We start from the raw sequence: 22,662 nt of genomic DNA, 5'->3' as shown, positions 1-22,662 counted from the left end.
TCAGATTTGCATATTTTTTGCGACGGCTTCCGGTTGCGACATTCAGAATCGCGACCAGCCCTCAGGGAGGATGATCCATGTCTCAACGTCTCAACCGGCGTGCGCGCCTGCTGTCGGGCGCCGCTTTCGGCGCCGTGGCCCTGATGGCCGTCAGCAGCGCCCAGGCTCAAACCGCCGACGCCGCCGTCCAGGCCGCCGAGGCTCAGCCCGCCGACGCGCAGCCGACCGAAGTCGGTGAAATCGTCGTCACCGGCATCCGCCGCGCCATCGAGGCGTCGATCTCGGCCAAGGCCAACAACACCTCGATCGTCGAGGTGATCTCCGCGGAAGACATCGGCAAGCTGCCGGACGTCTCCATCGCCGAATCCCTGGCCCGCCTGCCGGGCGTGACCTCGCAGCGCCTCGATGGCCGCAGCCAGGCCATCTCGATCCGCGGCCTGGGCCCGGACTTCACCACCGCGCTGCTGAACGGCCGCGAGCTGGTCACCACCGGCGACAACCGCGGCGTCGAGTTCGACCAGTTCCCGTCGGAACTGCTGGGCAGCGTCGTCGTCTACAAGACCCCCGACGCGGCCCTGGTCGGCCAGGGCCTGGCCGGCACCGTCGACCTGCGCACCGTTCGGCCGCTGGCCTATGGCCGTCAGGCGATGGCCGTGAACTATCGCCACGAGTGGAACGACATCGGCGCCCTGAACTCGGGCACGACCGACAGCGGCGACCGCTACACCCTGTCCTATATCGACCAGTTCGCCGACGACACCATCGGCGTGGCGCTGGGCTACGCCCACATGAGCTCGCCCTACCAGTCCGAGCGCTTCAACAGCTGGGGCTATCCGAACTACAGCGACGGCAATCTGCTGACCGGCGGCGTCAAGCCCTACGTCATGTCGTCGGAGCTGGAGCGCGACGGCTACATGGGCGTGCTGGAATGGCGCCCGAACGACCGTTTCCACTCGACGATCGACGCCTTCTATTCCGAATTCAAGAACACCCAGGTCCTGCGCGGCATCGAGTTCCCGCTGGCGTGGGGAGGGCTGGCCGAAAGCCCGGGCCGTAGCGATACTGTGCTTGGCGGTTGCCAGATCACCAACAACGTTCCCACGCCGAACGTCTGCCGTCCTGGTCCGTCGCTGCGTCCCGGCTACACCGTCGAGGACGGCCTGATCGTCGCCGGCACCTGGGACAACATCAAGGGCGTGGTCCGCAACGACCTGAACAAGCGCGACAGCAACATCACCGCCATCGGCTGGAACACCGAGTTCGTCGCCAATGACGACTGGACCCTGGGCCTGGACGTCAACTACTCCAAGGTCGAGCGCGAAGACCTGATCCTGGAAACCAACGCCGGCACCGGCCGCAACATCAACGGCGCCCTGGACACCCTGGGCTTCGAGCTGACCGACGACGGCGTGACGCGCTTCACCAGCCAGCTGAACTACGCCGATCCGTCGCTGATCCTGCTGACCAGCCCGCAGGGCTGGGGCGGCGACGTGATCCCGGAAGGCCAGGCCGGCTACATACATGAACACCCCGTCCATCACGGACGAGATCAAGGCGGTGCGCCTGACGGCCAACCGCGCCCTGCACCAGAGCCCGTTCAGCTCGATCGACTTCGGCTTCAACTATTCGGAACGCACGAAGGAGTTCATCAACGACCAGTACTACCTGGGCGTCCCCGGCGGCGGCGACCTGGCCGTGCCGTCGGAGTTCCTGCTGGAGCCGACCGACCTGGGCTACTTGGGCATTTCGGAAGTGCTGAGCTACGACGCCCTGGCCCTGGTCAACAGCGGCGCGCTGAACCTGATCCGCAACCCGAACGCCGACGTGGCGGCCGGCAACTGGGACGTGACCGAAAAGGTCTCGACCGCCTACATCCGCGCCAACATCGACCACACCCTGTTCGGCCTGCCGCTGACCGGCAACGTCGGCATGCAGTTCGTTTACACCGACCAGCAGGGCCACGGCTTCGAGGCCCAGCAGATCGGCGTCGGCGTCGCGGCGGTCGAGGAGATCACGGGCGGCAAGGAATATCTGGAAATCCTGCCCAGCTCGAACTTCATCCTGGAAGTCGGCGACGACATGTTCGCGCGCTTCTCGCTGTCGCGCACCCTAGCGCGGCCGCGGATGGACGACATGCGCGCCGGCCGGAACTTCTCGTTCAACCCCGGCAACAACAACGAGAACGCCACGCCCGAGCAGAACTCGCCCTGGGGCGGCGGCGGCGGCAATCCCGAACTGATGCCGTACATCGCCAATGTGGCCGACCTGTCGTTCGAGAAGTATTTCGCCAACCGTCGCGGCTATGTCTCGCTGGCGGGCTTCTACCGCGACCTGGAAAGCTACGTTTACACCTACAACCGCATCTTCGACTTCAGCGGCTATCCGACCGGCGGCGTCACGCCCGTGATCAACGAGGGCATCATCTCGACGCCCGAGAATGGCAACGGCGGCTGGATCCGCGGCGTGGAATTCTCGGTCTCGGCGCCGTTCGAGATCTTCCATCCGGTGCTTGAAGGCTTCGGCGGCCTGTTCAGCGCCTCGCAGACCGAAAGCGAGGTCCAGCCGGATCCCGCCAACCCGCCCACGCCCATGCCGGGCCTGTCGGAAACGGTCGTGAACGGCACGCTGTACTATGAGCGCTTCGGCTTCTCGTCGCGCATCTCGGCCCGCTATCGCTCCGACTACCTGGGCGAAGTGGCCGGCTTCGGCAACGGCCGCACTCTGCGCTCGGTCGCGGCGGAAACCGTCGTCGACGCCCAGATCGGCTACGAGTTCCAGTCGGGTCCGCTGGAAGGCCTGTCGGTCCTGGCCCAGGTCAACAACCTGACGGACGAGCCCTTCAAGACCTTCGAGAACGGCGATGAGCGTCGGACCATCGACTACCAGTCCTATGGTCGCACCTTCGCGGTGGGCGTGAACTACCGCTTCTGATCCTCCCCTGCTGAGCAGACTGGGCCGCCCTGGCGACGGGGCGGCCCTTTTTTCGCCCGGCCGGGCGAAAAGTTTGGTTACAGCGGACGGTTTCGGCTGGACGGCCCGGCTTCGATATCGGAACCAGAGGGACAAGAACCGCGCGCCACGGCGCGGCGCCGATCCATCGCAGGGGGACCCATCCGCATGACCACGACAGACGCCGCCCGCCCCAAGGGCGCGGGCCTGGCCTTCGCCTATGTCACCACGCTGTTCTTCGCCTGGGGCTTCGCCACCTCGCTGATCGATCCGCTGATCGCGGCGGTGAAGCGGGTGTTCGACCTGAACAACGCCGAGGCCTTCCTGACGACCTTCGCCTGGTTCATCGCCTACGGGCTGATGTCGCTGCCGGCCGCGTCGGTGCTGGGCAAGCTGGGCTACAGCCGTTCGATCATCGGGGCGCTGATCGTCATGGTCGCCGGCTGCCTGATCGTGCCGGCCGCGACGGCCGCCGACTGGTATCCCGGCGTCCTTCTGGCGCTGTTCGTCATCGCCTCGGGCGTGACGCTTCTGCAGGTCGCGGCCAATCCGCTGGTGGCGGAGCTGGGCACGCGCAAGGGGTCGCACATGCGGCTGAACCTGTCGCAGGCCTTCAATTCCCTGGGCACGACGATCGGCCCGTGGCTGGGGTCGCACGTGCTGCTGACCGGCGGCGTCTTCGCGGCGGGCGCGGTGGTGACGGCGGCGACGCGGTCGCAGTCGCTGCGCAGCATCGACATGGCCTTCCTGGGCATGGGCGCCTTCTTCGCCCTGATCGCCGTCTTCATCTTCACCGCCCGCAAGAAGATCAACGCCGCCGCCCCGGCCGCGACGGAAGCCGTGTCCCCGCTGAAGGCGCTGTCGTCGCCCTGGGCGGTGTTCGGCGCCCTGGCCATCTTCCTCTACGTCGGGTCGGAAGTCGCCATCGGCGGCATGCTGACCAACTTCCTGGAAAGCCCGGACGTGCTGAACGCGCCGATCGAGACGGCGGGCAAGATGGTCGCCCTGTACTGGGGCGGGGCGATGGTGGGCCGCTTCATCGGCTCGGCGGTGCTGACGCGCGTGCCGGCGGGGATCGTGCTGGCGGTCTGCACCGTGGTGGCGGCGCTGCTGTGCCTGGTCGTCAGCCAGGTGGGCGGTCCGACGGCGGCCTACGCCGCCCTGTCGATCGGCCTGTTCAACTCCATCATGTTCCCGACCATCTTCACCCTGACGCTGGAGCGGTCGACGGCGCCGACCTCGGCCACCTCGGGCCTGCTGGTGTTCGGCATCATCGGCGGGGCCCTGCTGCCGCAGGTGGCGGCGCGGATCGCCGATGCGGCCGGCGCGCTGCAACCGGCCTTCATCGTGCCGCTGCTGGGGGCTATGTGGGCCTGACCGTCTTCGCCATCGCGGCGGCCCGGACCAAGGTGCGCGACGCCGACGTGGTCAGGGCGCCGTCGCCGCACTGACGCGCACGGCCAGGAAAGCAGAAGGGGCGCGGACCGAAGTCCGCGCCCCTTTCTAATTGCGTCACGGTTTCAGTTGTCGATCAGCGCCTGCAGGATCACCGCCAGGCGGTCGCGCATCCGCTCGCATTCGGCGGGCTCCAGGTCGAAACTGCCGCCGCCCAGTTCGCGGCTGATCGACATGCCCATGATGAAGCCGGCCAGCAGACGGGCGCGAACGGTCGCGTCCGGGCCGCCCAGCCAGTCCTGCAACGGGCCGAAGAACTGGGCGGAACAGGTCGTCTGCACCATCTCCGAGGCGCGGTTGGAGCCGATGGAGCGCAGCATGATGGACATGCCCTTCAGCTGGTCGGCCTTCTTGGGTTCGAACACGACCTCGTGCGCCACCCGCTTGCCGAACTCGGCCTTGTCGCCCTGCATCAGGGCGCTGCCGTCGCCGCAGCTTTCCAGCGCCGCCAGGAACAGGTCGTCCTTGGAGCCGAAGTAGCGGCTGATCAGGGCGGCGTCGACGCCGACGTCCCGGGCGATGTCGCGCATGCCGACGTCGTCGTAGCTCTCCGCAGCGAACCGCTCGCGCGCAGCGTCGAGAATGGCCGTGCGGGTCGCTGCGGCGTTTCTCGGGCGGGGACCGGGGCACAACAAGGGGGCGAAACTCCTGGGAACAATAACCGTAAATCACATATGGCTTTGTCAACGCCTGTTGACAAGCGTCGCGGCCCTGACCATTAAGTCACCATGCGTTGACACGGCCGACTCCCCATCGGTCGGTGTCCGCTCGACAGGGATTTACCTCCGACAGGGAGAATGCGCCGATGCGCGGGCTTAAGATCGCGGCCGTGTCCGTTTTGGTGACGGGCGCGCTTTATGGATGTTCGCCGAAAGCCGAGGACCAGGCGCCGGGCGCGCCTCCGGTGACGGTGGCCACGCCGCTGCGTCAGCAGGTGGTGGATTGGGACGAGTTCACCGGCCGCTTCGAGGCGGTGGAGGCGGTCGACGTGCGCGCACGCGTCGGCGGCTACATCCAGGGGGTGCACTTCCGCGACGGTCAGATGGTCCAGAAGGGCCAACTGCTGTTCACCCTGGATCCGCGTCCCGCCCAGGCGGCCCTGGCCCAGGCCCGCGCCCAGGTCGCCCAGGCCCAGTCGCAACTGAGCCTGGCGCGCGCCAATCTGGCCCGCAGCGAGTCCCTGCTGGCCTCGCAGGCGGTCTCGCAGGCCGAATACGATTCCAACAAGGCGGCGGTGCAGGCCGCCGAGGCCAATCTGGAGGCGGCGAACGCCGCGACCCGCACGGCCCAGCTGAACCTGGACTACACCCGCGTCACCGCGCCGGTGTCGGGCCGCGTGTCCGACCGCCGGGTCGACCCGGGCAATCTGGTCGCCGGCGGATCGTCGGCCGGCGACGTGCTGACGACCATCGTTTCCGGCGGTCCGATCCACTTCGTGTTCGACGGCTCCGAGGCGATCGCGCTTAAGTACATGCGCGAAGGCGGCTCCGAACAGGGCGCGCCGGTGCGGATCCGCCTGCAGGACGAGACCGAGTACAACCGCACCGGTCGCCTGGACTTCTCGGACAATTCGATCGACACGGCCTCGGGCGTGATCCGTCTGCGCGCCATCGTGCCCAACGCCGACGGCTTCCTGCGTCCGGGCATGTTCGGCCGCGCCCAGGTCGCGGGCGCCGAGGCCTATGACGCCCTGCTGGTGCCCGACACCGCGATCAACACCGACCAGTCGCGCCGCACCGTCTATGTCGTGGCCGCGGACGGCTCGGTCACGCCCAAGGCGGTCCAACTGGGACCAGTGGTCCAGGGTCTGCGCGTGATCAAGTCCGGCCTGGCGCCGACCGACCGCGTGATCATCTCGGGCCTGCAGCGCGCCGCCCAGCCGGGCTCCAAGGTGACCCCGCAGAACGGCCGCATCCAGCCGGTCCAGCAGCAGAACCAGGCCCCCGCCGGTCCCGTGACCCAGGCCGCGCCGGCCTCCAGCGCCTCCTTCGCCAACAGCCTTTCCAGCGGCGACTGATCCATGAACATCTCCCGTTTCTTCATCGACCGGCCCATCTTCGCGATGGTGCTGTCGGTGGTGATCACCATCATCGGCGTGTTCGCCTATCCGCTGCTGCCGCTGTCGCAGTATCCGGAGATCGCGCCGCCCACGATCACCATCAACGCCGCCTATCCCGGCGCCTCGGCCGAGACCCTGGCCGAGACCGTCGCCGCCCCCATCGAGCAGGAGGTGAACGGCGTCGAGAACATGCTCTACATCTCCTCGTCCTCGACATCGGACGGGGCGGTGGCGATCACCGTGACCTTCAATCCGGGCACCGACCTGGACGACGCCCAGGTGCTGGTCCAGAACCGCGTGGCCCTGGCCGAGCCCCGTCTGCCCGAGGCGGTGCGTCAGACCGGCATCACGGTCAACAAGGCCGAGAGCGGCTTCCTGATGATCCTGGGGCTGACCTCGCCGGACGGCACGCTGGATAACGACTACGTCGGCAACTACGCCAACTCGACCCTGCGCGACCGACTGCTGCGCCTCGAGGGGGTCGGCACCGTCCAGGTGTTCGGCGGCGGCAACTATTCGATGCGGGTCTGGATCGACCCGGCCAAGGCGGCCGAGCGCGGTCTGACGGGGCCGGACATCGTCGCCGCCCTGCGCGCGCAGAACGTTCAGGCCGCCGCCGGCTCCATCGGCCAGCCGCCTTTCCCGAACAACGCTTCCGCCTTCCAGCTGCCCGTCCAGGTCCAGGGGCGTCTGACCGACCCTGACCAGTTCGCCAACGTCGTGCTGAAGACCGACGCCCAGGGCCGCGTCACCTATCTGCGCGACGTGGCGCGGATCGAACTGGGCGCGCAGGATTACGGCATCCGCGGCTTCTTCGACGGCGAGCGCGGCGTGGGCCTGGCCATCGTGCAGCAGCCGGGCGCCAACGCCCTGGGCACCGCCGAGCGGGTCCTGGCCGAGGTCGAGGCGGTGAAGTCGGAACTGCCGCAAGGCATGGCCATCTCCGTGCCCTACAACCCGACCGAATTCGTCGCCGCCTCGGTGGAGTCCGTCGAGCACACCCTGGTCGAGGCCGTCATCCTGGTCGTGATCGTGGTGCTGGTCTTCCTTCAGACCTGGCGCGCGGCGATCATCCCGATCGTGGCCATCCCGATCGCGTTGGTGGGCACCTTCGCGGTGCAGCTGGCGCTGGGATATTCGATCAACTCCCTGTCGCTGTTCGCCCTGGTCCTGGCCGTCGGCATCGTCGTCGATGACGCCATCGTGGTGGTGGAGAACGTCGAGCGCGCGATCAGCGAGGGGCTCAGTCCCAAGGAGGCCGCATACCGATCCATGCAGGAGGTCTCCGGCGCCCTGATCGCCATCGGCCTGGTGCTGGTGTCGGTGTTCGTGCCGACGATGTTCGTGCCCGGCATTCCCGGCATCTTCTACCGCCAGTTCGCCGTGGTCATCGCCTCGGCCGCCGTGATCTCGCTGTTCGTGTCGCTGACGCTGTCGCCCGCCATGGCCGCGCTGCTGCTCAAGCCGCACAAGGACCACGACGCGCACGCCCGCAAGCCGGGTCTGTGGGGCTCGGTCGTCTATTACGTCGGCTGGGGCGGACGGAAGTTCAACGAGGGCTTCGACTGGCTGTCCGACCGCTACGGCCGTTTGACCGCGCGTCTGGTGCGCACCGTGACCATCGTGCTGATCGTCTATGTCGGCTTGCTGGGCGTCACCGCCTGGCGCCTGATGGACACGCCCACCGGCTTCATCCCGGAGCAGGACCAGGGCTTCCTGATCGGCGTCATCCAGCTGCCCGCCGGCGCCTCTCTGGACCGGACCCAGGACGTGATGATGCGCGCCCGCGGAATCATCCAGGGCACCGACGGGGTGGACGGCACCGTCGCCTTCGCCGGGCTGGACGGATCCAGCTTCAGCTTCGGCTCGAACGCCGCGACCATCTTCGTCCGCCTGAAGCCGCACGCCGAACGCTCGCGCGAGGAAGCGGCCGCGGCCCTGGCCGGGGCCATCACCCAGGCCACGGGATCGATCTCCGACGCCAACATCTTCGTCATCGCGCCGCCCGCGGTTCAGGGGCTGGGCAACGGCAACGGCTTCAAGATGATGATCCAGGACACCTCGGGCGCGGGCTACGGCGCGCTGGAGGGGGCGACCTTCGCCATGATGGGCGCGGCCGCCCAGGCGCCGGATCAGGTCAACCAGGTCTTCTCGACCTACAACACCGGCTCGCCGCGGATCGAGGCCGACGTCGACCGCGACAAGGCCCTGATGCTGGGCGTGCAGCCGTCCGCGGTGTTCGACACCCTGGGCGTCTATCTGGGCTCGTCCTACGTCAACGACTTCAACTATCTGGGGCGCACCTTCCGGGTGACGGCCCAGGCGGAGCCGACGGCGCGCGACGACATCGCCGACATCGCCAATCTGAAGACGCGTTCCGACAGCGGCGCCATGGTTCCGATCGGGTCGGTGGCGAACCTGAGGGACGATTCCGGTCCCTCGCGGATCGTGCGCTACAACCTGTACCCGGCGTCCGAGCTTCAGGGGCAGCCGGCGGCGGGCGTGTCCTCCGGCCAGGCGCTGGACATCATGGAGCAGATGGCCGGCCAGACCCTGCCGCAGGGCTTCTCCTACGAATGGACCGAGCTGGCGCTGCAGCAGAAGGCCGCGGGATCGGGCGCGACCCTGATCTTCATGATGGCCGTGGTGTTCGTCTTCCTGGTGCTGGCCGCTCAATACGAGGCCTTCACCCTGCCGATGGCGGTCATCCTGATCGTGCCGATGTGTCTTCTGGCGGCCATGCTGGGCGTCAACATCCGGGGCCTGGACAACAACATCCTGGTCCAGATCGGCCTGGTGGTTCTGATCGCCCTGGCGGCCAAGAACGCCATCCTGATCGTGGAGTTCGCCAAGCAGGCCGAGGAGGAGGGCATGAACCGCTTCGATGCGGCCGTGTCCGCCGCCAAGACCCGTCTGCGGCCGATCCTGATGACGTCCTTCGCCTTCATCCTGGGCGTCGTGCCCCTGATGCTGGCGTCGGGGCCGGGCGCCGAGATGCGCCAGGCGCTGGGCACGTCGGTGTTCTCCGGAATGCTGGGCGTGACCTTCTTCGGCCTGTTGTTCACGCCGGTCTTCTACGTCGTCATGCGCTGGGTGTCGGGCAAGCTGCCGGCGTCCCACAAGCCGACCCCGAAGGCCGAACCGGTCCGCTACGACCAACCTTCCGACCTGACCGATCCCGACGCGCCGGCGCCCGCGACCGGCCTGGGAGGGGATATCCGATGATCCGATCCAAGACCCAGACCGTCCTGACCGCCGCAGCCGCCAGCGCCCTGCTCGCCGCCTGCGCGGTCGGGCCCAAGGCGCCCGTCGCCGACCTTCCGGTCGCGGGGACCGGCGCTCTGATCGGCTCGGCCAATCCGGCCGTGTCGACCGCCCAGGCGCGCGACGACTGGTGGCGGCTGTACGACGATCCGACGCTGGACGGCCTGATCCAGCAGGCGTTCGCCGAGAACAACCAGCTGGAAGCCGCCTTCGCCAATCTGCGCGCCGTGCGGGCCTCTCTGTCCGAGGCGCGCACCGGCCGGCTGCCGACGACCTCGACCAGCGCCTCCTACCAGCGCAGCCGGGCCTCGGCCGCGACGGTCCAGGGCCTGCCGGCGGGCGAGGACGCGCCCGAGGTCGACAGCTATGACGTCGGCCTGGACGCCTCCTACGAGATCGACCTGTTCGGCCGGGTGGAATCGACCATCCGCGCCGCGCGGGCCGACGTACGCGCCGCCGAGGCCGCCTTCGCGACCGTTCAGGTCACGGTCGCGGCCGAGACGGCGCGGGCCTATGCCGACACCTGTTCGGCCAATGCTCAGATCGCCGTGGCCGAACGGACTCTGGGCCTGCAGCGGGACACGCTGCGCCTGACCGAGCGCCTGCTGGAAGGCGGCGCGGGCACCGGTCTGGACGTCGCCAGCGCGCGCGCGGCCGTCGCCCAGACGTCGGCGACCCTGCCGACCCTGCGCGCCAGCCGCAACGAGGCCCTGTTCCGCCTCGCCACCCTGACCGGCGTGACGCCGGGCGAGGCCAGCGCGGCGGCCGCCGCCTGCGTGCGTCCGCCCCAGCTCGGCCAGCCCATTCCCGTCGGCGACGGCGCCCAGCTGCTGGCCCGCCGGCCCGACGTGCGCCAGGCCGAGGCCGACCTGGCGGCGGCGGCGGCGCGGGTCAATGTGGCGACCGCGGACCTGTTCCCCTCGATCAGCCTGGGGGGCTCCATCGGGTCCACGGCGCTGGAGTCCGACGGCCTGGGCGACAGCGAGAACTTCCGCTTCAGCTTCGGCCCCCTGATCAGTTGGTCCTTCCCCAACGTCTTCGCCGCACGGGCGCGGATCCAGCAGGCGGGCGCCCTGTCCGACGCCGCCCTGGCCACCTTCGACCAGACGGTGCTGGGCGCGCTGCAGGAAACCGAGACGGCGCTGTCGAACTACGCCAACGAACTGGACCGCCGCGCGGCCCTGACCGAGGCGCGCGACCAGGCGGCCCGTGCGGCCGGCCTATCGCGCCAGCGGTTCAACGCGGGCGCCGACAGCTTCCTGCTGGTGCTGGACGCCGAACGCACCCAGGCGGCGGCCGAGGCGGCGCTGGCGCAGTCCGACGCCCTGGTCTCGACCTACCAGATCGCCCTGTTCAAGGCGCTGGCGGGCGGCTGGACGCCCCAAGCCTGACGCCGGGCGAGGAAGGGCCGGGCGGGCGTCAGACGCCCAGGATCCAGCCTTCTTCCTGCTCGACCCGGTCGATCAGTTCCGGGGCGGCCGACTTGGGCGGGGCGAAGGCGCCGGCCAGGTCGCCCGCGTCGTCAAGCCGCGCCAGGGCCTCGGCCGTGGCGCGGACCTGGGCCTGATCCTTGTATTCGCCTTCGGCCGGCCGGGCGTCGAACATCGACGGCCACACCTCGACCACCAGGGCTGAGAGCGGCGCGACGTCCTCCGGGGTCAGGGCGCGCCAACCCGTGCCGAACGGCCAGACGGCGCCCGAAGGCCCCAGGGCCTCCAGCAGGCGGCGCACGGCGGGAATCCCGACCAGGGTCTGGCCGCCGACGGCGCCGGCGCCGTGCATCTGCCAGACGCTCTTGGGCTGAAGCCGCCCCTTGCGCGCCGCGTCCTCCGTGGCGCGGAACTCGGGGATGTCGCCCGTGCCCTGCGGCGGCTTGGTGGTGGTCAGCCAGCGCTGCGCCTGCTTGGCCGGCGCGCCCCACAGCGGCCAGGCCTCGTCGGTCATCAGCCGGTTCATCTTGGCCGCCACCTGATAGCGGTTGTTGGTGTTGTCGGCCTTGTCGACCACGTTGGCGGCGATGAACTTCCACATCGCCTGCCAGGGCGCGCCGGACAACTTCAGCCGCGCGGCCGTGCCCGCCGGATAGCCCAGGTTGAAGTCGAAGCCGACCAGCACCCGATCGCCGCGCTTTCGGTGATCGGCCAGCAGGCTGTTCAGCAGGGCCTCGCCCTCGGCGCGGGTCGCGACATTGTGCGTCTCCGTGTACAGACGGAAGCGCACGTCGCGCTTGGCCACGCCGATCCACAACGAGTTGTCGCCCAGCTTCCTGGTCTCGGCGGCGGTCCAGTCGGCCACGATGTAGGCGTCGAAAAGGCGGGCCACGGCGGGCTCCTTCAGGGGATGCGAGAAGGGGGAACGAGCCGCCGCTTCTAGCGCTCCCGCGCGGGGATCGAAAGCCCCCGAACGCCGGCGCTCACCCCTTCAGCAGGGCTTCCAGATGAGACAGCCAGCGCCGGCCCAGCCGCAGGGCTTCGCCCGGCGATCCCGTCGGGGCGGGCGCGGCGGCGTCCCACAGCGCCAGTTCGAACTCCGGGTTCCGGGCGTCCGCGAACATCAGCCGCAGCACCACCTGTTCGGCGTCCGGCGCCATGACGTCCAGCGCCTTGCGCGCCTCGCCGCGGCGGACCCGCGCGACGACATGGCCGTCGACGATGATCTCGCCCCCGTCCACCTCCTGGAAATGGTAGGCCAGGCCGTGGGCGCCGTTGGCCCACAGCACGACGACCTGCTCGACATCGAAGTTCAGGGCGCAGGCCCGGCCTTCGCCGACCGCCATGGCCTCGACCTCCGGGGCGCCGCCCAGCGCCTTCAGCAGGGCGCGCCGCATCCGCCGGGACGGCTCCATCCACCAGGACAGACCCAGCGCCAGCGTCGTCAACAGCGCGGCCGCCAGGGCGACCAGCAGGACCACCCTGAAGGCGTCGGCCATGACGCTCAGCCCTCCAGGTCGAGGTCGATCACCACCGGCACGTGGTCGCTGGGCTTTTCCATGTCCCGGGCCTCGCGGTGGGTCTCGACGCCGCGAAGGCGGTCCGCCGCCTGCGGAGACAGCAGGGCGAAGTCGATGCGGATGCCGTGGTCGCGCTGCCAGGCGCCGGCCTGATAGTCCCAGAAGGTATAGGTCCCGGCCGGTTCGTCGCCGATCTCATGCGCATCGGCCAGGCCCAGGTTCTTCAGCGCGCGAAAGGCGCGGCGGCTTTGGGGCTGGAACAGGGCGTCGTCGGTCCAGGCGGCGGGATTGCGGGCGTCCTCGGGCTCGGGGATGACGTTGTAGTCTCCGCACAGCGCCAACGGCTCCTCATGGGCAAGGAGGCGACGCGCATGGGCGTTCAGCCGGTCGAACCAGGCGAGCTTGTAGTCGAACTTCTCGGTCCCGATCGGATTGCCGTTGGGCAGATAGATCGCCCCGACCCGGATCGGGCGGGGGGCTTCGATCAGGGCTTCCAGATACCGGGCCTGTTCGTCCGCCTCGTCGTCCGGCAGGCCGCGCCGGACATCGGACATCGGGTGTTTCGAGAGCAGGGCGACGCCGTTGTAGGACTTCTGGCCGTGGGTCTCGATGTTGTAGCCCAGGCTTTCGAACGCCTCGCGCGGGAACTTCTCGTCCACGCACTTGATCTCCTGGAAGCAGGCGACGTCGGGATTGGCCTGCTCCATCCACGCCAGCACCGTGGGCAGGCGGGCGTTGATCGAATTCACGTTCCAGGTGGCGATGCGCATGGCGGGGACGCTAGGCCGCGTCTCGGTTCGGGGAAAGAGGGCGACAGAAACAAAGACGCCGCCGTTGCGATCCGGCGGCGTCTGGGAAGTGATGCGGCGACGGCTTACTGTTCGGTCGCGTCGGCTTCCGGCGTAGTGGTCAATGTGCAGCCGCCGCCGATCGTCGGCGCCGGGCAGCCGTAAACCTGGGCAACCGCACCATCCTTGATGCGGGCGATGTAACCTGTGCCGGCCGCTTCGCATTTGGCCTCAATGAACTGGCCATTCGCATTCTGCCCCATCAGCTTGATCTGCTGAACGGTGCAATCCGAGGCGTCCGTACCAGTAAACAGCTTTTGCAAATCCGAGACCTGTTCGGCGACGGTCGTAAAGCGGCACGCCTTGCCTTGGCTCATGATCTGCAGGCAGGGGGTCTTGGTCCAGCCGGAGGCTGTCTTTTCGAGCCAGTAGCCGTCGGAGTTGGAGCAGCCGATTTCATACACGGTTTCACCGGTCGAGGTTTGCCCAATCGCCAAACCTTCGTCCACGTCGCAAGAAATGCCGGCTTCGCGCGCATAACCGGAGAAGACGGATGCGATATTCTGGTTCGCCGGAAGCGTGCAGAGCGTTCCCACGTCCGCAGCGGGATCCGCTGCACGCGCCGTTTCGGCCTGGCTCGCCAGCAGAGCGCAATCCACGGCCTGAGGCGGTGTCGAAGCGACGACGATATAGCCAGGGCCGGTAGCGCAGACCGCCTCGAAGAGATCGACCCGTTCGGCCGTTTGGCCCAGCAACTTAGCCTCGGTCACCGAGCATGACGAGCCGGTGGCGGTTAGAGCTGTCTGGGCATCCGCCTTGGCTTTCTCGGGATCGGCAGGCGCTGCCTCTTGCTGCCGCTCCTGACGTCCCTCGCGCTGTTGGCGACGCGATTCGCGTTGCTGCTCACGCTGATCCTGATATTCGTTGGAGCGACCACCGCGGAGCAGGGTGGACTGTCCGGACATCTCCGCGAACGCCGTAGTCGGCGTCAAAAAGACGGGCGTGCCAACCAAAAGAGCAGCAGCGACGCCGCACATGGCGGCCAACGATTTTTTCAACACCGGACAATCCTCATTACAAGCCGGAAAGGTCTTGCGGGAGCCTTGTCTCCTGAAGATAGCGTCGTCAAGGTTGACCATAAGGCGGCGTGCCTGGACGTGAACGCCTGACCGGCCTAACCATAGCGTTTCGAATGGAGACGCACTTGGACGGTTCAAGCCCTGCATCCGCCCACCGAGACCGGCTTTGAACGTGGCATATCTGGATCATGCCGCGCCCTTGCCGGGTCAAGCGCACGACATCGCGCCAGGCGTGCTGTGGGCGCGCTTTCCGTTGCCGTTCCAACTCGACCACGTGAATATCCATGTCCTGGACGACGGGGCTGGATGGGCCGTGATCGACGCGGGGCTGAACACGCCGGCTTCGATCGAGGCCTGGACGGCCCTGCTTGCCGGTCCGCTGCAGGGGCGGCCGATCACGCGGGTCATCTGCACCCATATGCATCCCGACCACATCGGCCTGGCCGGCTGGCTGTGTCGGCGGACGGGCGCGCCGCTTCGATGTCGCGGACGGAATATCTGACCGGACGGACGCTGGCGGCCGAGAGCGCGGGGGACGCGCCGCCGGAGGGCGAGGTCTTCTATCGCGCCGCCGGGTGGAGCGATCAGCAGATCGCCGCCTGGCGCGAAGGCTACGGCATGTTCGGCAAGGGGGTCAGCCCCCTGCCGCGCGCCTTCACGCGGTTGCAGGACGGCGAGGCGCTGACGATCGGCGGCGAGGAATGGCGGGTGGTGGTCGGGGCCGGGCACAGCCCCGAGCACGTCTGCCTGTGGCGGACGTCCGACGACGTCTTCATCGCCGGGGACCAGATCCTGCCGCGCATCTCCTCCAACGTCTCCGTCTGGCCGACCGAGCCGGACGCCGATCCCCTGGGCGACTGGATGGACTCCCTGGCCAGGCTGCGCGCCCTGTTGCCGGCGCACGCCTTGATCCTGCCCTCGCACGGAGAGCCGTTCCGAGGCGTTCACGAACGGCTGGCCGCCTTGAGGCGCGGGCACGAAACCGCGCTGAAACGACTTGAACGGACGCTGCGGAAACCGACTAGGGTGCTGGACGCCTTTCCGGCCGTGTTCGGCCGGGCGGTGGGGGATGCGATGCTGGGCATGGCCACGGGCGAGGCCCAGGCGCACCTCAACTATCTGGAAAGGCGCGGCCGCGCACGGCGGACGCGCGACACGAACGGCGTCGACTGGTGGTCGAACGTCGAAAGGGACGAGGAAGCCTGATGAGCGAACACATCCGCACCGATCTCGACGACGGCGTGCTCAGCATCGTGATGGCGCGCCCCGACAAGAAGAACGCCATCACCCAGGCCATGTACGCCGCCCTGTCGGAGGCGACCGAGCGCGCGCGCGCCGACGCCGCCGTCCGGGCGGTGCTGCTGAAGGCCGAGGGCGACAGTTTCTCGGCCGGCAACGACATCGGCGACTTCATCGCCATCGGTTCGCAGACGGAGCAGCCCTTCGACATGGCGGTGTTCCGTTTCCTGAAGGCCCTGGCGGATCTGGACAAGCCGTTGGTGGCGGCCGTCAGGGGGCGGGCCGTCGGCATCGGCCTGACCATGCTGCTTCATTGCGACATGGTGGTCGTTGCCGAGGACGCCCTGCTGTCGGTCCCGTTCGTCAATCTGGCCCTGGCGCCGGAGGCGGCGTCCAGCCTGCTGCTGCCGGCGGCGATCGGTCACCAGCGCGCCTTTGAACTGTTCGCCCTGGGCGAGGCGATCGACGGCCGCACGGCCCTGGCCTGGGGCCTGGCCAACCGGGCGGTTCCGGCCAGCCAGGTCGAAGAGACGGCCGCCGCCCTGGCCGCCGCCCTGGCGGCGCGCGCGCCCAATTCGATCCGCAAGACCAAGCGCCTGATGCGCGACGCCGAGGCCTTGTGGACGCGGATGCAGCGCGAGGGCGAGGCCTTCGGATCGCAGATGAAGAGCCCGGAGGCGATGGAGGCCTTCATGGCCTTCACCCAGAAGCGGGCGCCGGACTTCTCCAAGGCGGGCTGAGGCGAACCGCGCGCCTTGATTTGGCGCCGCTTTGGTCCTAGGTGCGCGCGCCCGCACCGGAGCGCCCATGTCGCACGCCCTCGTCCAGCCCTCGGCCGCCAGCCGCATCGACGCCGAGACCCCGGCCGACGCCGAAGGCGTGGAGGCGCTGGTCCTGGCCGCGTTTGGGCCGGGCCGTTTCGCCAAGACGGCCGAGCGGCTGCGAGAGGGCTCGACCCCAAGCGCCGGTTTCGTGGCGCGCCAGGACGACCGGGTGATCGGTTCGGTCCGGCTGTGGCCCATCCTGGTCGGCGAAACGCGCGCGCTGTTTCTGGGCCCGATCGCCGTGGACCAGGCCGCGCGCAGCGACGGGCTGGGCGCCGAACTGGTGCAGGCCTGCGTCGACCAGGCGCGCCGAATGGGCGTCGGCGGCGTGCTTCTGGTCGGCGACCGGCCCTATTTCGAGCGTTTCGGCTTCCAGCCCGCGCCGGGCGCGGCGTTGCCGGGGCCGGTGGACCGGCGGCGGATCCTTTGGCTGGGCGCGGGGGTCGAGCGCGTCGAGGGCCCTGTCCGTATCGGCTGACGCCTTTTCGAGACCGCGCGAGCGGCCTAAGTCATGTTCGCACATGACGACGATCACGCCCAAAGCCAGCGCCGGCCTTGAAGCCGTCACCGAGGCCGCCCGCCAGGCGCCGGGGCGCGGCCTGCCGCCGGTGCATCTGTGGAATCCGCCGCATTGCGGCGAGATCGACATCGTCATCCGCGCCGACGGCGTATGGATGCACGAGGGGTCGCCCATCGGGCGCGAGGCGCTGGTGCGGCTGTTCTCCACCGTCCTGCGCAAGGATCCGGACGGCTACCATCTGGTCACGCCGGTCGAGAAACTGCGGATCGGGGTGGAGGATCTGCCGTTCCGCGCGGTGGCCATGCGCCGCGAGCGCGACGCGCTGATCTTCACGACCGACGTCGGCGACGAGGTTCGCGTCGATGCGGCCAATCCCATCGTCGTCGAGACCGACGCGGCGACGGGCGAGCCGCGCCCGCGCCTCCATGTGCGGCGGGACTTGTGGGCGCGGATCGTGCGGCCGGTCTTCTACGACATGGTCGAGGCGGCCGAGGCGGTCGACGGGCGACTGGTGCTGCGCTCGGCCGGCCAGGCGTTCGATCTGGGGGCGCTGTCGTGAGCCTGGAGACGCTGAGGACGCGGCTGGTCGAGCGGCTGGCGCCGGTCGACAGTTGGCGGCCGGGCTTCCAGGCTGCGCGGTCCGACTTCGACCTGAACCCGACGATGAACCGGGTGAAGGCCGAGCTGAGGCCTGCGGCGGTGCTGGTGCCCGTGGTGGCGCGCGCGGAAGGGGCGACGGTGCTGTTGACCCGCCGGGCCGACACCCTGGCCAGCCACACCGGCCAGATCGCCTTTCCGGGCGGGCGGCTGGACCCCGGCGAGGACGCCGTGACCGCCGCCCTGCGCGAAGCGGACGAGGAGGTGGCGTTGGCCCCGGCGGCGGTGGAGGTCCTGGGCCTGTCGGACGCCTATGAGACCGGCACGGGCTTCCTGGTGACGCCGGTGGTCGGCTGGCTGCGCGAGCCGCCGCGCGTCACGCCGTCGCCGGACGAGGTGGCCGAGGTGTTCGAGACGCCCTGGGACTTCCTGATGGACGCGGCCAACCACCGCCAGGACTTCTACGATGTCGACGCGGGTCTGCGGCGCTGGTTCTGGGCCATGCCGTGGGGAGAGCGCTACATCTGGGGGGCGACCGCGGGCATACTGAAGGGGCTGCACGCGCGCCTCTATGGCGACGAGGCCGCGCCCGGCGCCGCCGCCGGCGAGGACGCGGCGTGACGGCCTCGATGGCGGACCAGCCGTGGCTGCGCGCGGCCTCGACGCGGGCGGTGATGGCGGCGTTGGCGGCGGCGGGCGGGACAGACTGCGCCCGCTTCGTCGGCGGCTGCGTTCGCAACAGCCTGATGGGCCAACCGGTCGACGACATCGACATCGCCACCCGCCTGAGGCCCGAACAGACGATCCAGGCGCTGAAGGCGGCGGGCCTGAAGGCCGTGCCCACGGGCGTCGAGCATGGAACGGTCACGGGCGTCTCGGGGCGCCGGCCCTATGAGATCACCACCCTGCGGCGCGACGTGGAGACGGACGGGAGGCGCGCGGTCGTGGCCTTCACCGAGGACTGGGCCGAGGACGCGGCGCGGCGGGACTTCCGGCTGAACGCCCTCTACGCCGATGCGCAGGGTACGGTGTTCGATCCGATGGGGGGCGGGTTGGCGGATGCGGCTGCCGGGCGGGTCGTCTTCGTGGGCGAGGCCGAGACCCGGATCCGCGAGGACTATCTGCGCATCCTGCGCTTCTTCCGCTTCTACGCCTGGTACGGCCGGGGCGCGCCCGACGCGGCGGGTCTGGCGGCGTGCACGCGGCTGAAGGACGGCATGGCGCGCCTGTCGGCCGAGCGGGTGTCGAAGGAACTGCTGAAACTGCTGGCCGCGCCCGATCCGCGCCCGGCCCTGCGCGCCATGACGGACAGCGGCGTGCTGGCGCAGATCCTGCCCGAAGCCGAACCGCCGGCGATGTTCGAGGCCATGTGCGCCCTCAGCCCCGATCCTGCGCTGAGGCTGTCGGCCCTGTTGCCGGAAGACGAGGCGGCGGTGAGGGCGGCGGCCCGGCGTTTGCGCCTGTCGAACGCGCTGCGGGATCGGCTGGCCGTCATGGTCGCGGACGGACCGCCGGTCGCGCCGGGCGCGGCGCCGGCGGCGGCGCGCGCGGCCCTCTATCGGCTAGGCCGGGCGGCGTTCGAGGATCGTCTGGCGCGGGCCGAGGCGAAGGGCGGCGGCGACGGCGCGCCGCTGCGCGTCCTGGCCGAAACCTGGACGCCGCCGCGGATGCCGGTGGGCGGACACGACCTGGCGCGGCTGGGCGTTGCGCCCGGGCCCGAGACGGGGCGCCTGCTCAAGGCGTTCGAGGCGGACTGGATCGCCGCCGACTTTCCGTCCGACGGGCACGAGGCGCGGCTGCGGGCGCTTATTCGGCCGCGCGGGTGAATTCGGTGACGACCGGGCGGTGGTCTGATCCGGTCGGCTCTCCCAGGCGGCGCGACAGCAGGGCCAGGTCGGGCGAACGCCAGACCTGGTCGATCGTGATGCCCAGGAAGGCGGGCAGTCGGCTGGGCCAGGTGCCGGGCCAGCCGGGCGCGGGGACCAGGCCCAGGTCGGTCTTCATCTGCCGGCCGATGCGCGCGGTCGAGACGCTGTTGAAATCGCCGGCGGCGATGACCGGATGGTCGGGCGCGGCGCGCCGGCGCGCGTCCAGGGCCATGACCTGGGTGATCTGGCCCCACTGATACTGGAACGGCCACGGGCGGGTCAGGTGGACGCCGAAGACGGTGATCGGACCCAGGGCCGTATCGACGACGGCGCCCACGGTGCTGAGGCCGTCCGGCGGATCGGGCAGCTGGCGCAGGATCGGACGGCGAGACGCGATCACCGACCGGGCCGGGCCGCCGGGTCGGTCGATCCGCCCCAGCAGGGCGCGATGCGGATAGCCGGCCAGCACCTGGTCGATGCGGGCGGCCGGGGCGTCGCCGAACTCCACCAGGATCACCACGTCGGCGTCGGCGGCGGCGATGGACCGGGCCATGGCCGCGACATCGGTGTTCAGGGCCCAGACGTTGGCGGAATAGACCCGCACGATCGGCGCGCCCGCCTGGGGCCGGCCCTTGGGGGCGTCCACTGCGGCCAGACCGCGACGGCCAGCACCAGGCAGGCCAGGCCGCCCGCGACGGCGGCCGGCCAAAGGCGCAGGATCAGGCAGGCCAGGGCGGCGATCAGGGCCGCCATCAGCACCGGCGCGGTGAACTGGGCCAGGATGTCGACCCAGCGGTGGCCGATCCCGCTGAGCGCCGCCAGGCCGAAGCTCGCCGCGCCCAGGAAGCCGCAGATCGCGACCGCATTGGCCGCCCATCTCAGGATCAGCGGCAGCGACAGGCTTTGCGGTTGAACGAGGGGCATGATCGGGCGTTGATCGTCGGCAGGAGGGGACAATGGCCGGGCGGACCATCGCGGATATCGAGAAGATCTGGGCCAATGTCGAGGGCGTGAAGAAGCTTTCGGACCGGGTCATCGGCATCGGTCCCGTCGGCTTCGGCATGGACGCCCTGCTGACCTGGGTTCCGGTGGTGGGCACGGCCTATACCGTCGGCACGGCGGGGTGGCTGATGTGGCAGGCGACGCGGGCGCGGGCCACGCCGGCGGTGCTGGCGCGCATGGCCGCCTACATGGCCGTCGACACGGCCACGGGAACCGTCCCCCTGGCGGGCGATCTGGTGGACACCTTCTTTCCCGGGCAGCTGCTGGCCGCCCGCGCCCTGCAGAAACATATCGAGGCGACCCACTGGGTCGAGGACAACGAGGCGGCGGCGCGCGCCAGCGGCGATCACGAGCGGCACCTGGCCACGGTGCGAGACGACCCCAAGCTGAAGCGCATCGTCTATCTGCACGACTGATTGCGCGCGCCGGACGCCGCCAGCCATCCCAATTCCGAAGAAAGTCGCGTTCGCGATCAACGGCTTGACGGGTCGAAACGACGAGCGGCGCGCCTGGGTCGGCGGCTGAGTCAGGCTGATCTCCACACCGATGGAGATTGCGATGAGCGACGACTTCAGCGCCCGCCTGGCGCTGCCCTATCTGGCCGCGGGCCAGATGCAGAAGCACGTGACCCTGAACACCGCCCTGACGCGGCTGGACGCCCTGCTGCAGACCGCCGTGATCAGCCGCACGACCGCCGAGGCTCCCGCCGCGCCGGGCGAGGGCGACCTCTACATCCTGCCCGACGATCCGACCGGCGCCGGCTGGAGCGGCCGGGCGGCGGGCGACCTGATGCGTTACGAGGCGGGCGGCTGGGCGGTCGTTCCGGCGCCGCGGGGCCTGCTGGCCGTGGTGCTGGACGCCGAGGAGGTGGTGACGCGAACGGACGCCGGCTGGACGTCGTTGGCGGACTGGATCGGCGGGGCGAGCGGCGACGCGCTGAGCGTGCTGCGGCTGGGGATCAACACCACGGCGGACGCGGCCAATCCCTTCGCGGCCAAGGTCAACAAGCTGCTGTTCACGGCCCTGGGCGCCGGAGAAAGCGGCGACGGCGACCTGCGGATGACGCTGAACAAGGAGGCGGCGGGCGACGTGCTGTCGCTGTTGTTCCAGAGCGGCTACGGCGGCCGAGCCGAGCTGGGGCTGGTCGGAAACGACGACCTGAGCCTGAAGGTCAGCGCGGACGGCGGAACCTGGCGCACCGCCTGGTCGGTGGACCGCGCCACCGGCCGGGTGTCGTTCGACCAGGGGGCCGCGCGGGTCGAAAGCGTCCTGTTCACCGCCGACGCCGCCTATTCGCCGCCCGCCTGGGCGCGGTGGATCGAGGTCGTGGCCATCGGCGGCGGCGGCGGCGGCGGGTCCGGCATGGCCGGGGCGGCGGGCACGGTCCGTTACGGCGGCGGGGGCGGCGGCGCGGGCGGCGTGTCCGAAGCGCGCTGGCCCGCGGCCGTCCTGGACGGCGACATCCTGATCGACGTCGGACCGGGCGGCGCGGGCGGGGCGGCCGTCAGCGGAGCGGGACAGGCCGGGGCCGCCGGCGGCGTCAGCGGCGTCCGGCTGAACGGCGAGACGATCCTCCAGGCCCACGGCGGCCTGGGCGGCGGCGGGGGACTGGCCGCCTCGGGCGCGGCGGGCGCGGGCGGCGGCGGCGTGCAGCCGGCCAACGGCGGCGGGGCGTCCTCCATCTCCGGCACGGCGGGAGCGGGCGCCGCGTCGGCCCTGCCGTCCGGACCAGGCGGGGGCGGCGCGGGTGGGGGCTTGAGCGCCTCCAACGCGGCGCGCCAGGGCGGGGCCGGCGGCGCGGGCGCGGTGATCCTGAGACCCGGCCAAGGCGGGACGGGCGGCGCCAGTTCCGGCGGCGCGGGAGGCGATGCGCCATCGGCGGCCCTGTCGATGGCGGGCGGCGGCGGCGGCGGAGCCGGCGCCCTGGCCTCGGGGTCGGGACAGCCGGGCGGCGCGGGCGGCCTTTACGGCGGCGGCGGAGGCGGCGGCGGCGCGGGCCAGAGCCTGTCCGGCGCGGGCGGGGCGGGCGCGCCGGGCGCCGTGCGCGTCACGGCGATCGGGTGACCGC

General features: G+C 70.2%; 21 protein-coding genes and 1 pseudogene. 15 read left to right on the top strand and 7 right to left on the bottom strand.

The annotated features are described in order from the left end of the window. Positions 1-77: 77 nt before the first annotated feature. The 3 genes and pseudogenes from MU852_RS05340 to MU852_RS05330 all read left to right on the top strand — a co-directional run. Positions 78-542 (top strand): annotated as a pseudogene (locus MU852_RS05340) (TonB-dependent receptor plug domain-containing protein); the annotation flags it as partial. 979 nt (positions 543-1,521) lie between these two features. Next, positions 1,522-2,931: a TonB-dependent receptor gene (locus MU852_RS05335; protein ID WP_249752011.1), complete on the top strand. Its 1,410-nt coding sequence runs from the start codon at positions 1,522-1,524 to the stop codon at positions 2,929-2,931. Positions 2,932-3,117: 186 nt separating this feature from the next. Then, positions 3,118-4,326: a sugar MFS transporter gene (locus MU852_RS05330; RefSeq protein ID WP_249751321.1), complete on the top strand. Its 1,209-nt coding sequence runs from the start codon at positions 3,118-3,120 to the stop codon at positions 4,324-4,326. 143 nt (positions 4,327-4,469) lie between these two features. Here MU852_RS05330 and MU852_RS05325 read toward each other — a convergent pair whose 3' ends face one another. Further along, a complete protein-coding gene (locus tag MU852_RS05325) occupies positions 4,470-5,036 on the bottom strand; it encodes a TetR/AcrR family transcriptional regulator (RefSeq protein ID WP_283843851.1) in 567 nt (188 codons plus the stop codon). A 173-nt stretch (positions 5,037-5,209) separates the two neighbouring features. On the opposite strand from MU852_RS05325, the gene MU852_RS05320 reads away from it, so the two are divergent. Genes MU852_RS05320 through MU852_RS05310 form a run of 3 tightly spaced genes read left to right on the top strand, consistent with a single transcriptional unit; the run spans position 5,210 to position 11,118 of the window. Continuing rightward, positions 5,210-6,421, top strand: coding sequence for an efflux RND transporter periplasmic adaptor subunit (locus MU852_RS05320; protein WP_249751319.1), 1,212 nt, complete (start codon positions 5,210-5,212; stop codon positions 6,419-6,421). Positions 6,422-6,424: 3 nt separating this feature from the next. Continuing rightward, positions 6,425-9,688 carry an efflux RND transporter permease subunit gene (locus MU852_RS05315; RefSeq protein ID WP_249751318.1) on the top strand — a complete coding sequence of 1,088 codons (3,264 nt, stop codon included), beginning with the start codon at positions 6,425-6,427 and terminating at the stop codon, positions 9,686-9,688. Then, on the top strand, positions 9,685-11,118 hold the full coding sequence (locus MU852_RS05310) for an efflux transporter outer membrane subunit (protein ID WP_249751317.1): 1,434 nt from the start codon (positions 9,685-9,687) through the stop codon (positions 11,116-11,118). The genes MU852_RS05315 and MU852_RS05310 overlap by 4 nt, the downstream gene beginning before the upstream one ends. A gap of 28 nt (positions 11,119-11,146) precedes the next feature. Here the strand turns inward: MU852_RS05310 and MU852_RS05305 are convergent, their stop codons facing one another. The 4 genes from MU852_RS05305 to MU852_RS05290 all read right to left on the bottom strand — a co-directional run bounded on the left by MU852_RS05305 (position 11,147) and on the right by MU852_RS05290 (position 14,526). Next, positions 11,147-12,049, bottom strand: coding sequence for a cobalamin biosynthesis protein CbiG (locus MU852_RS05305; protein WP_249751316.1), 903 nt, complete (start codon positions 12,047-12,049; stop codon positions 11,147-11,149). Positions 12,050-12,140: 91 nt separating this feature from the next. After that, a complete protein-coding gene (locus MU852_RS05300) occupies positions 12,141-12,656 on the bottom strand; it encodes a hypothetical protein (RefSeq protein ID WP_249751315.1) in 516 nt (171 codons plus the stop codon). A 5-nt stretch (positions 12,657-12,661) separates the two neighbouring features. Beyond that, a complete protein-coding gene (gene xth / locus MU852_RS05295; RefSeq protein WP_249751314.1) occupies positions 12,662-13,447 on the bottom strand; it encodes an exodeoxyribonuclease III in 786 nt (261 codons plus the stop codon). Between the two features lie 104 nt (positions 13,448-13,551). Then, positions 13,552-14,526, bottom strand: a complete 975-nt coding sequence (locus MU852_RS05290; protein WP_249751313.1) for a hypothetical protein — start codon at positions 14,524-14,526, stop codon at positions 13,552-13,554. A gap of 190 nt (positions 14,527-14,716) precedes the next feature. Between MU852_RS05290 and MU852_RS05285 the strand changes: the two genes are divergently transcribed. The 7 genes from MU852_RS05285 to MU852_RS05255 all read left to right on the top strand — a co-directional run bounded on the left by MU852_RS05285 (position 14,717) and on the right by MU852_RS05255 (position 19,550). Then, positions 14,717-15,046: an MBL fold metallo-hydrolase gene (locus MU852_RS05285; protein ID WP_249751868.1), complete on the top strand. Its 330-nt coding sequence runs from the start codon at positions 14,717-14,719 to the stop codon at positions 15,044-15,046. Beyond that, positions 15,025-15,750: an MBL fold metallo-hydrolase gene (locus tag MU852_RS05280; RefSeq protein ID WP_249751312.1), complete on the top strand. Its 726-nt coding sequence runs from the start codon at positions 15,025-15,027 to the stop codon at positions 15,748-15,750. Before MU852_RS05285 ends, MU852_RS05280 begins: the two co-directional genes overlap by 22 nt. Continuing rightward, the gene (locus MU852_RS05275; RefSeq protein ID WP_249751311.1) at positions 15,750-16,523 is read left to right on the top strand and encodes an enoyl-CoA hydratase-related protein; all 774 of its coding nucleotides are present in this window, start codon (positions 15,750-15,752) and stop codon (positions 16,521-16,523) included. Before MU852_RS05280 ends, MU852_RS05275 begins: the two co-directional genes overlap by 1 nt. Before the next feature lie 67 nt (positions 16,524-16,590). Continuing rightward, on the top strand, positions 16,591-17,085 hold the full coding sequence (locus MU852_RS05270; protein ID WP_249751310.1) for a GNAT family N-acetyltransferase: 495 nt from the start codon (positions 16,591-16,593) through the stop codon (positions 17,083-17,085). Positions 17,086-17,128: 43 nt separating this feature from the next. Beyond that, the gene (locus MU852_RS05265; protein ID WP_249751309.1) at positions 17,129-17,686 is read left to right on the top strand and encodes a DUF1285 domain-containing protein; all 558 of its coding nucleotides are present in this window, start codon (positions 17,129-17,131) and stop codon (positions 17,684-17,686) included. Further along, positions 17,683-18,345 (top strand): CoA pyrophosphatase, encoded by a 663-nt coding sequence (locus MU852_RS05260; RefSeq protein WP_249751308.1) that lies wholly within the window; start codon positions 17,683-17,685, stop codon positions 18,343-18,345. Before MU852_RS05265 ends, MU852_RS05260 begins: the two co-directional genes overlap by 4 nt. Beyond that, entirely contained in the window at positions 18,342-19,550 is a 1,209-nt protein-coding gene (locus MU852_RS05255) for a CCA tRNA nucleotidyltransferase (RefSeq protein WP_249751307.1), read from the top strand. The genes MU852_RS05260 and MU852_RS05255 overlap by 4 nt, the downstream gene beginning before the upstream one ends. On the opposite strand, the gene MU852_RS05250 is transcribed toward MU852_RS05255, so the two are convergent. After that, positions 19,531-20,238 carry an endonuclease/exonuclease/phosphatase family protein gene (locus MU852_RS05250; protein ID WP_249751306.1) on the bottom strand — a complete coding sequence of 236 codons (708 nt, stop codon included), beginning with the start codon at positions 20,236-20,238 and terminating at the stop codon, positions 19,531-19,533. The genes MU852_RS05255 and MU852_RS05250 overlap by 20 nt on opposite strands. Continuing rightward, positions 20,163-20,516: a hypothetical protein gene (locus MU852_RS05245; RefSeq protein WP_249751305.1), complete on the bottom strand. Its 354-nt coding sequence runs from the start codon at positions 20,514-20,516 to the stop codon at positions 20,163-20,165. Before MU852_RS05245 ends, MU852_RS05250 begins: the two co-directional genes overlap by 76 nt. 32 nt (positions 20,517-20,548) lie before the next feature. On the opposite strand from MU852_RS05245, the gene MU852_RS05240 reads away from it, so the two are divergent. After that, positions 20,549-21,010 (top strand): DUF4112 domain-containing protein, encoded by a 462-nt coding sequence (locus MU852_RS05240; RefSeq protein WP_249751304.1) that lies wholly within the window; start codon positions 20,549-20,551, stop codon positions 21,008-21,010. Between the two features lie 142 nt (positions 21,011-21,152). Next, positions 21,153-22,658 carry a DUF2793 domain-containing protein gene (locus MU852_RS05235; RefSeq protein WP_249751303.1) on the top strand — a complete coding sequence of 502 codons (1,506 nt, stop codon included), beginning with the start codon at positions 21,153-21,155 and terminating at the stop codon, positions 22,656-22,658. Positions 22,659-22,662: the final 4 nt, after the last annotated feature.

The sequence above is a fragment of the Brevundimonas albigilva genome, assembly GCF_023503965.1.
Classification (GTDB): domain Bacteria; phylum Pseudomonadota; class Alphaproteobacteria; order Caulobacterales; family Caulobacteraceae; genus Brevundimonas; species Brevundimonas albigilva.
Note: the sequence above shows the minus strand (reverse complement) of the source record. Positions and strands in the feature narration are given on the sequence as shown.

Excerpts from the sequence above, each read along its gene's own strand:
- MU852_RS05320 (WP_249751319.1), top strand. The coding sequence starts at position 5,210 with ATGCGCGGGCTTAAGATCGCGGCCGTGTCCGTTTTGGTGACGGGCGCG.
- MU852_RS05310 (WP_249751317.1), top strand. The coding sequence starts at position 9,685 with ATGATCCGATCCAAGACCCAGACCGTCCTGACCGCCGCAGCCGCCAGC.
- xth (WP_249751314.1), bottom strand. The coding sequence starts at position 13,447 with ATGCGCATCGCCACCTGGAACGTGAATTCGATCAACGCCCGCCTGCCC.
- MU852_RS05270 (WP_249751310.1), top strand. The coding sequence starts at position 16,591 with ATGTCGCACGCCCTCGTCCAGCCCTCGGCCGCCAGCCGCATCGACGCC.
- MU852_RS05335 (WP_249752011.1), top strand. The coding sequence starts at position 1,522 with ATGAACACCCCGTCCATCACGGACGAGATCAAGGCGGTGCGCCTGACG.
- MU852_RS05245 (WP_249751305.1), bottom strand. The coding sequence starts at position 20,516 with ATGCCCCTCGTTCAACCGCAAAGCCTGTCGCTGCCGCTGATCCTGAGA.
- MU852_RS05240 (WP_249751304.1), top strand. The coding sequence starts at position 20,549 with ATGGCCGGGCGGACCATCGCGGATATCGAGAAGATCTGGGCCAATGTC.
- MU852_RS05275 (WP_249751311.1), top strand. The coding sequence starts at position 15,750 with ATGAGCGAACACATCCGCACCGATCTCGACGACGGCGTGCTCAGCATC.
- MU852_RS05315 (WP_249751318.1), top strand. The coding sequence starts at position 6,425 with ATGAACATCTCCCGTTTCTTCATCGACCGGCCCATCTTCGCGATGGTG.
- MU852_RS05330 (WP_249751321.1), top strand. The coding sequence starts at position 3,118 with ATGACCACGACAGACGCCGCCCGCCCCAAGGGCGCGGGCCTGGCCTTC.
- MU852_RS05235 (WP_249751303.1), top strand. The coding sequence starts at position 21,153 with ATGAGCGACGACTTCAGCGCCCGCCTGGCGCTGCCCTATCTGGCCGCG.
- MU852_RS05300 (WP_249751315.1), bottom strand. The coding sequence starts at position 12,656 with ATGGCCGACGCCTTCAGGGTGGTCCTGCTGGTCGCCCTGGCGGCCGCG.
- MU852_RS05265 (WP_249751309.1), top strand. The coding sequence starts at position 17,129 with ATGACGACGATCACGCCCAAAGCCAGCGCCGGCCTTGAAGCCGTCACC.
- MU852_RS05280 (WP_249751312.1), top strand. The coding sequence starts at position 15,025 with ATGTCGCGGACGGAATATCTGACCGGACGGACGCTGGCGGCCGAGAGC.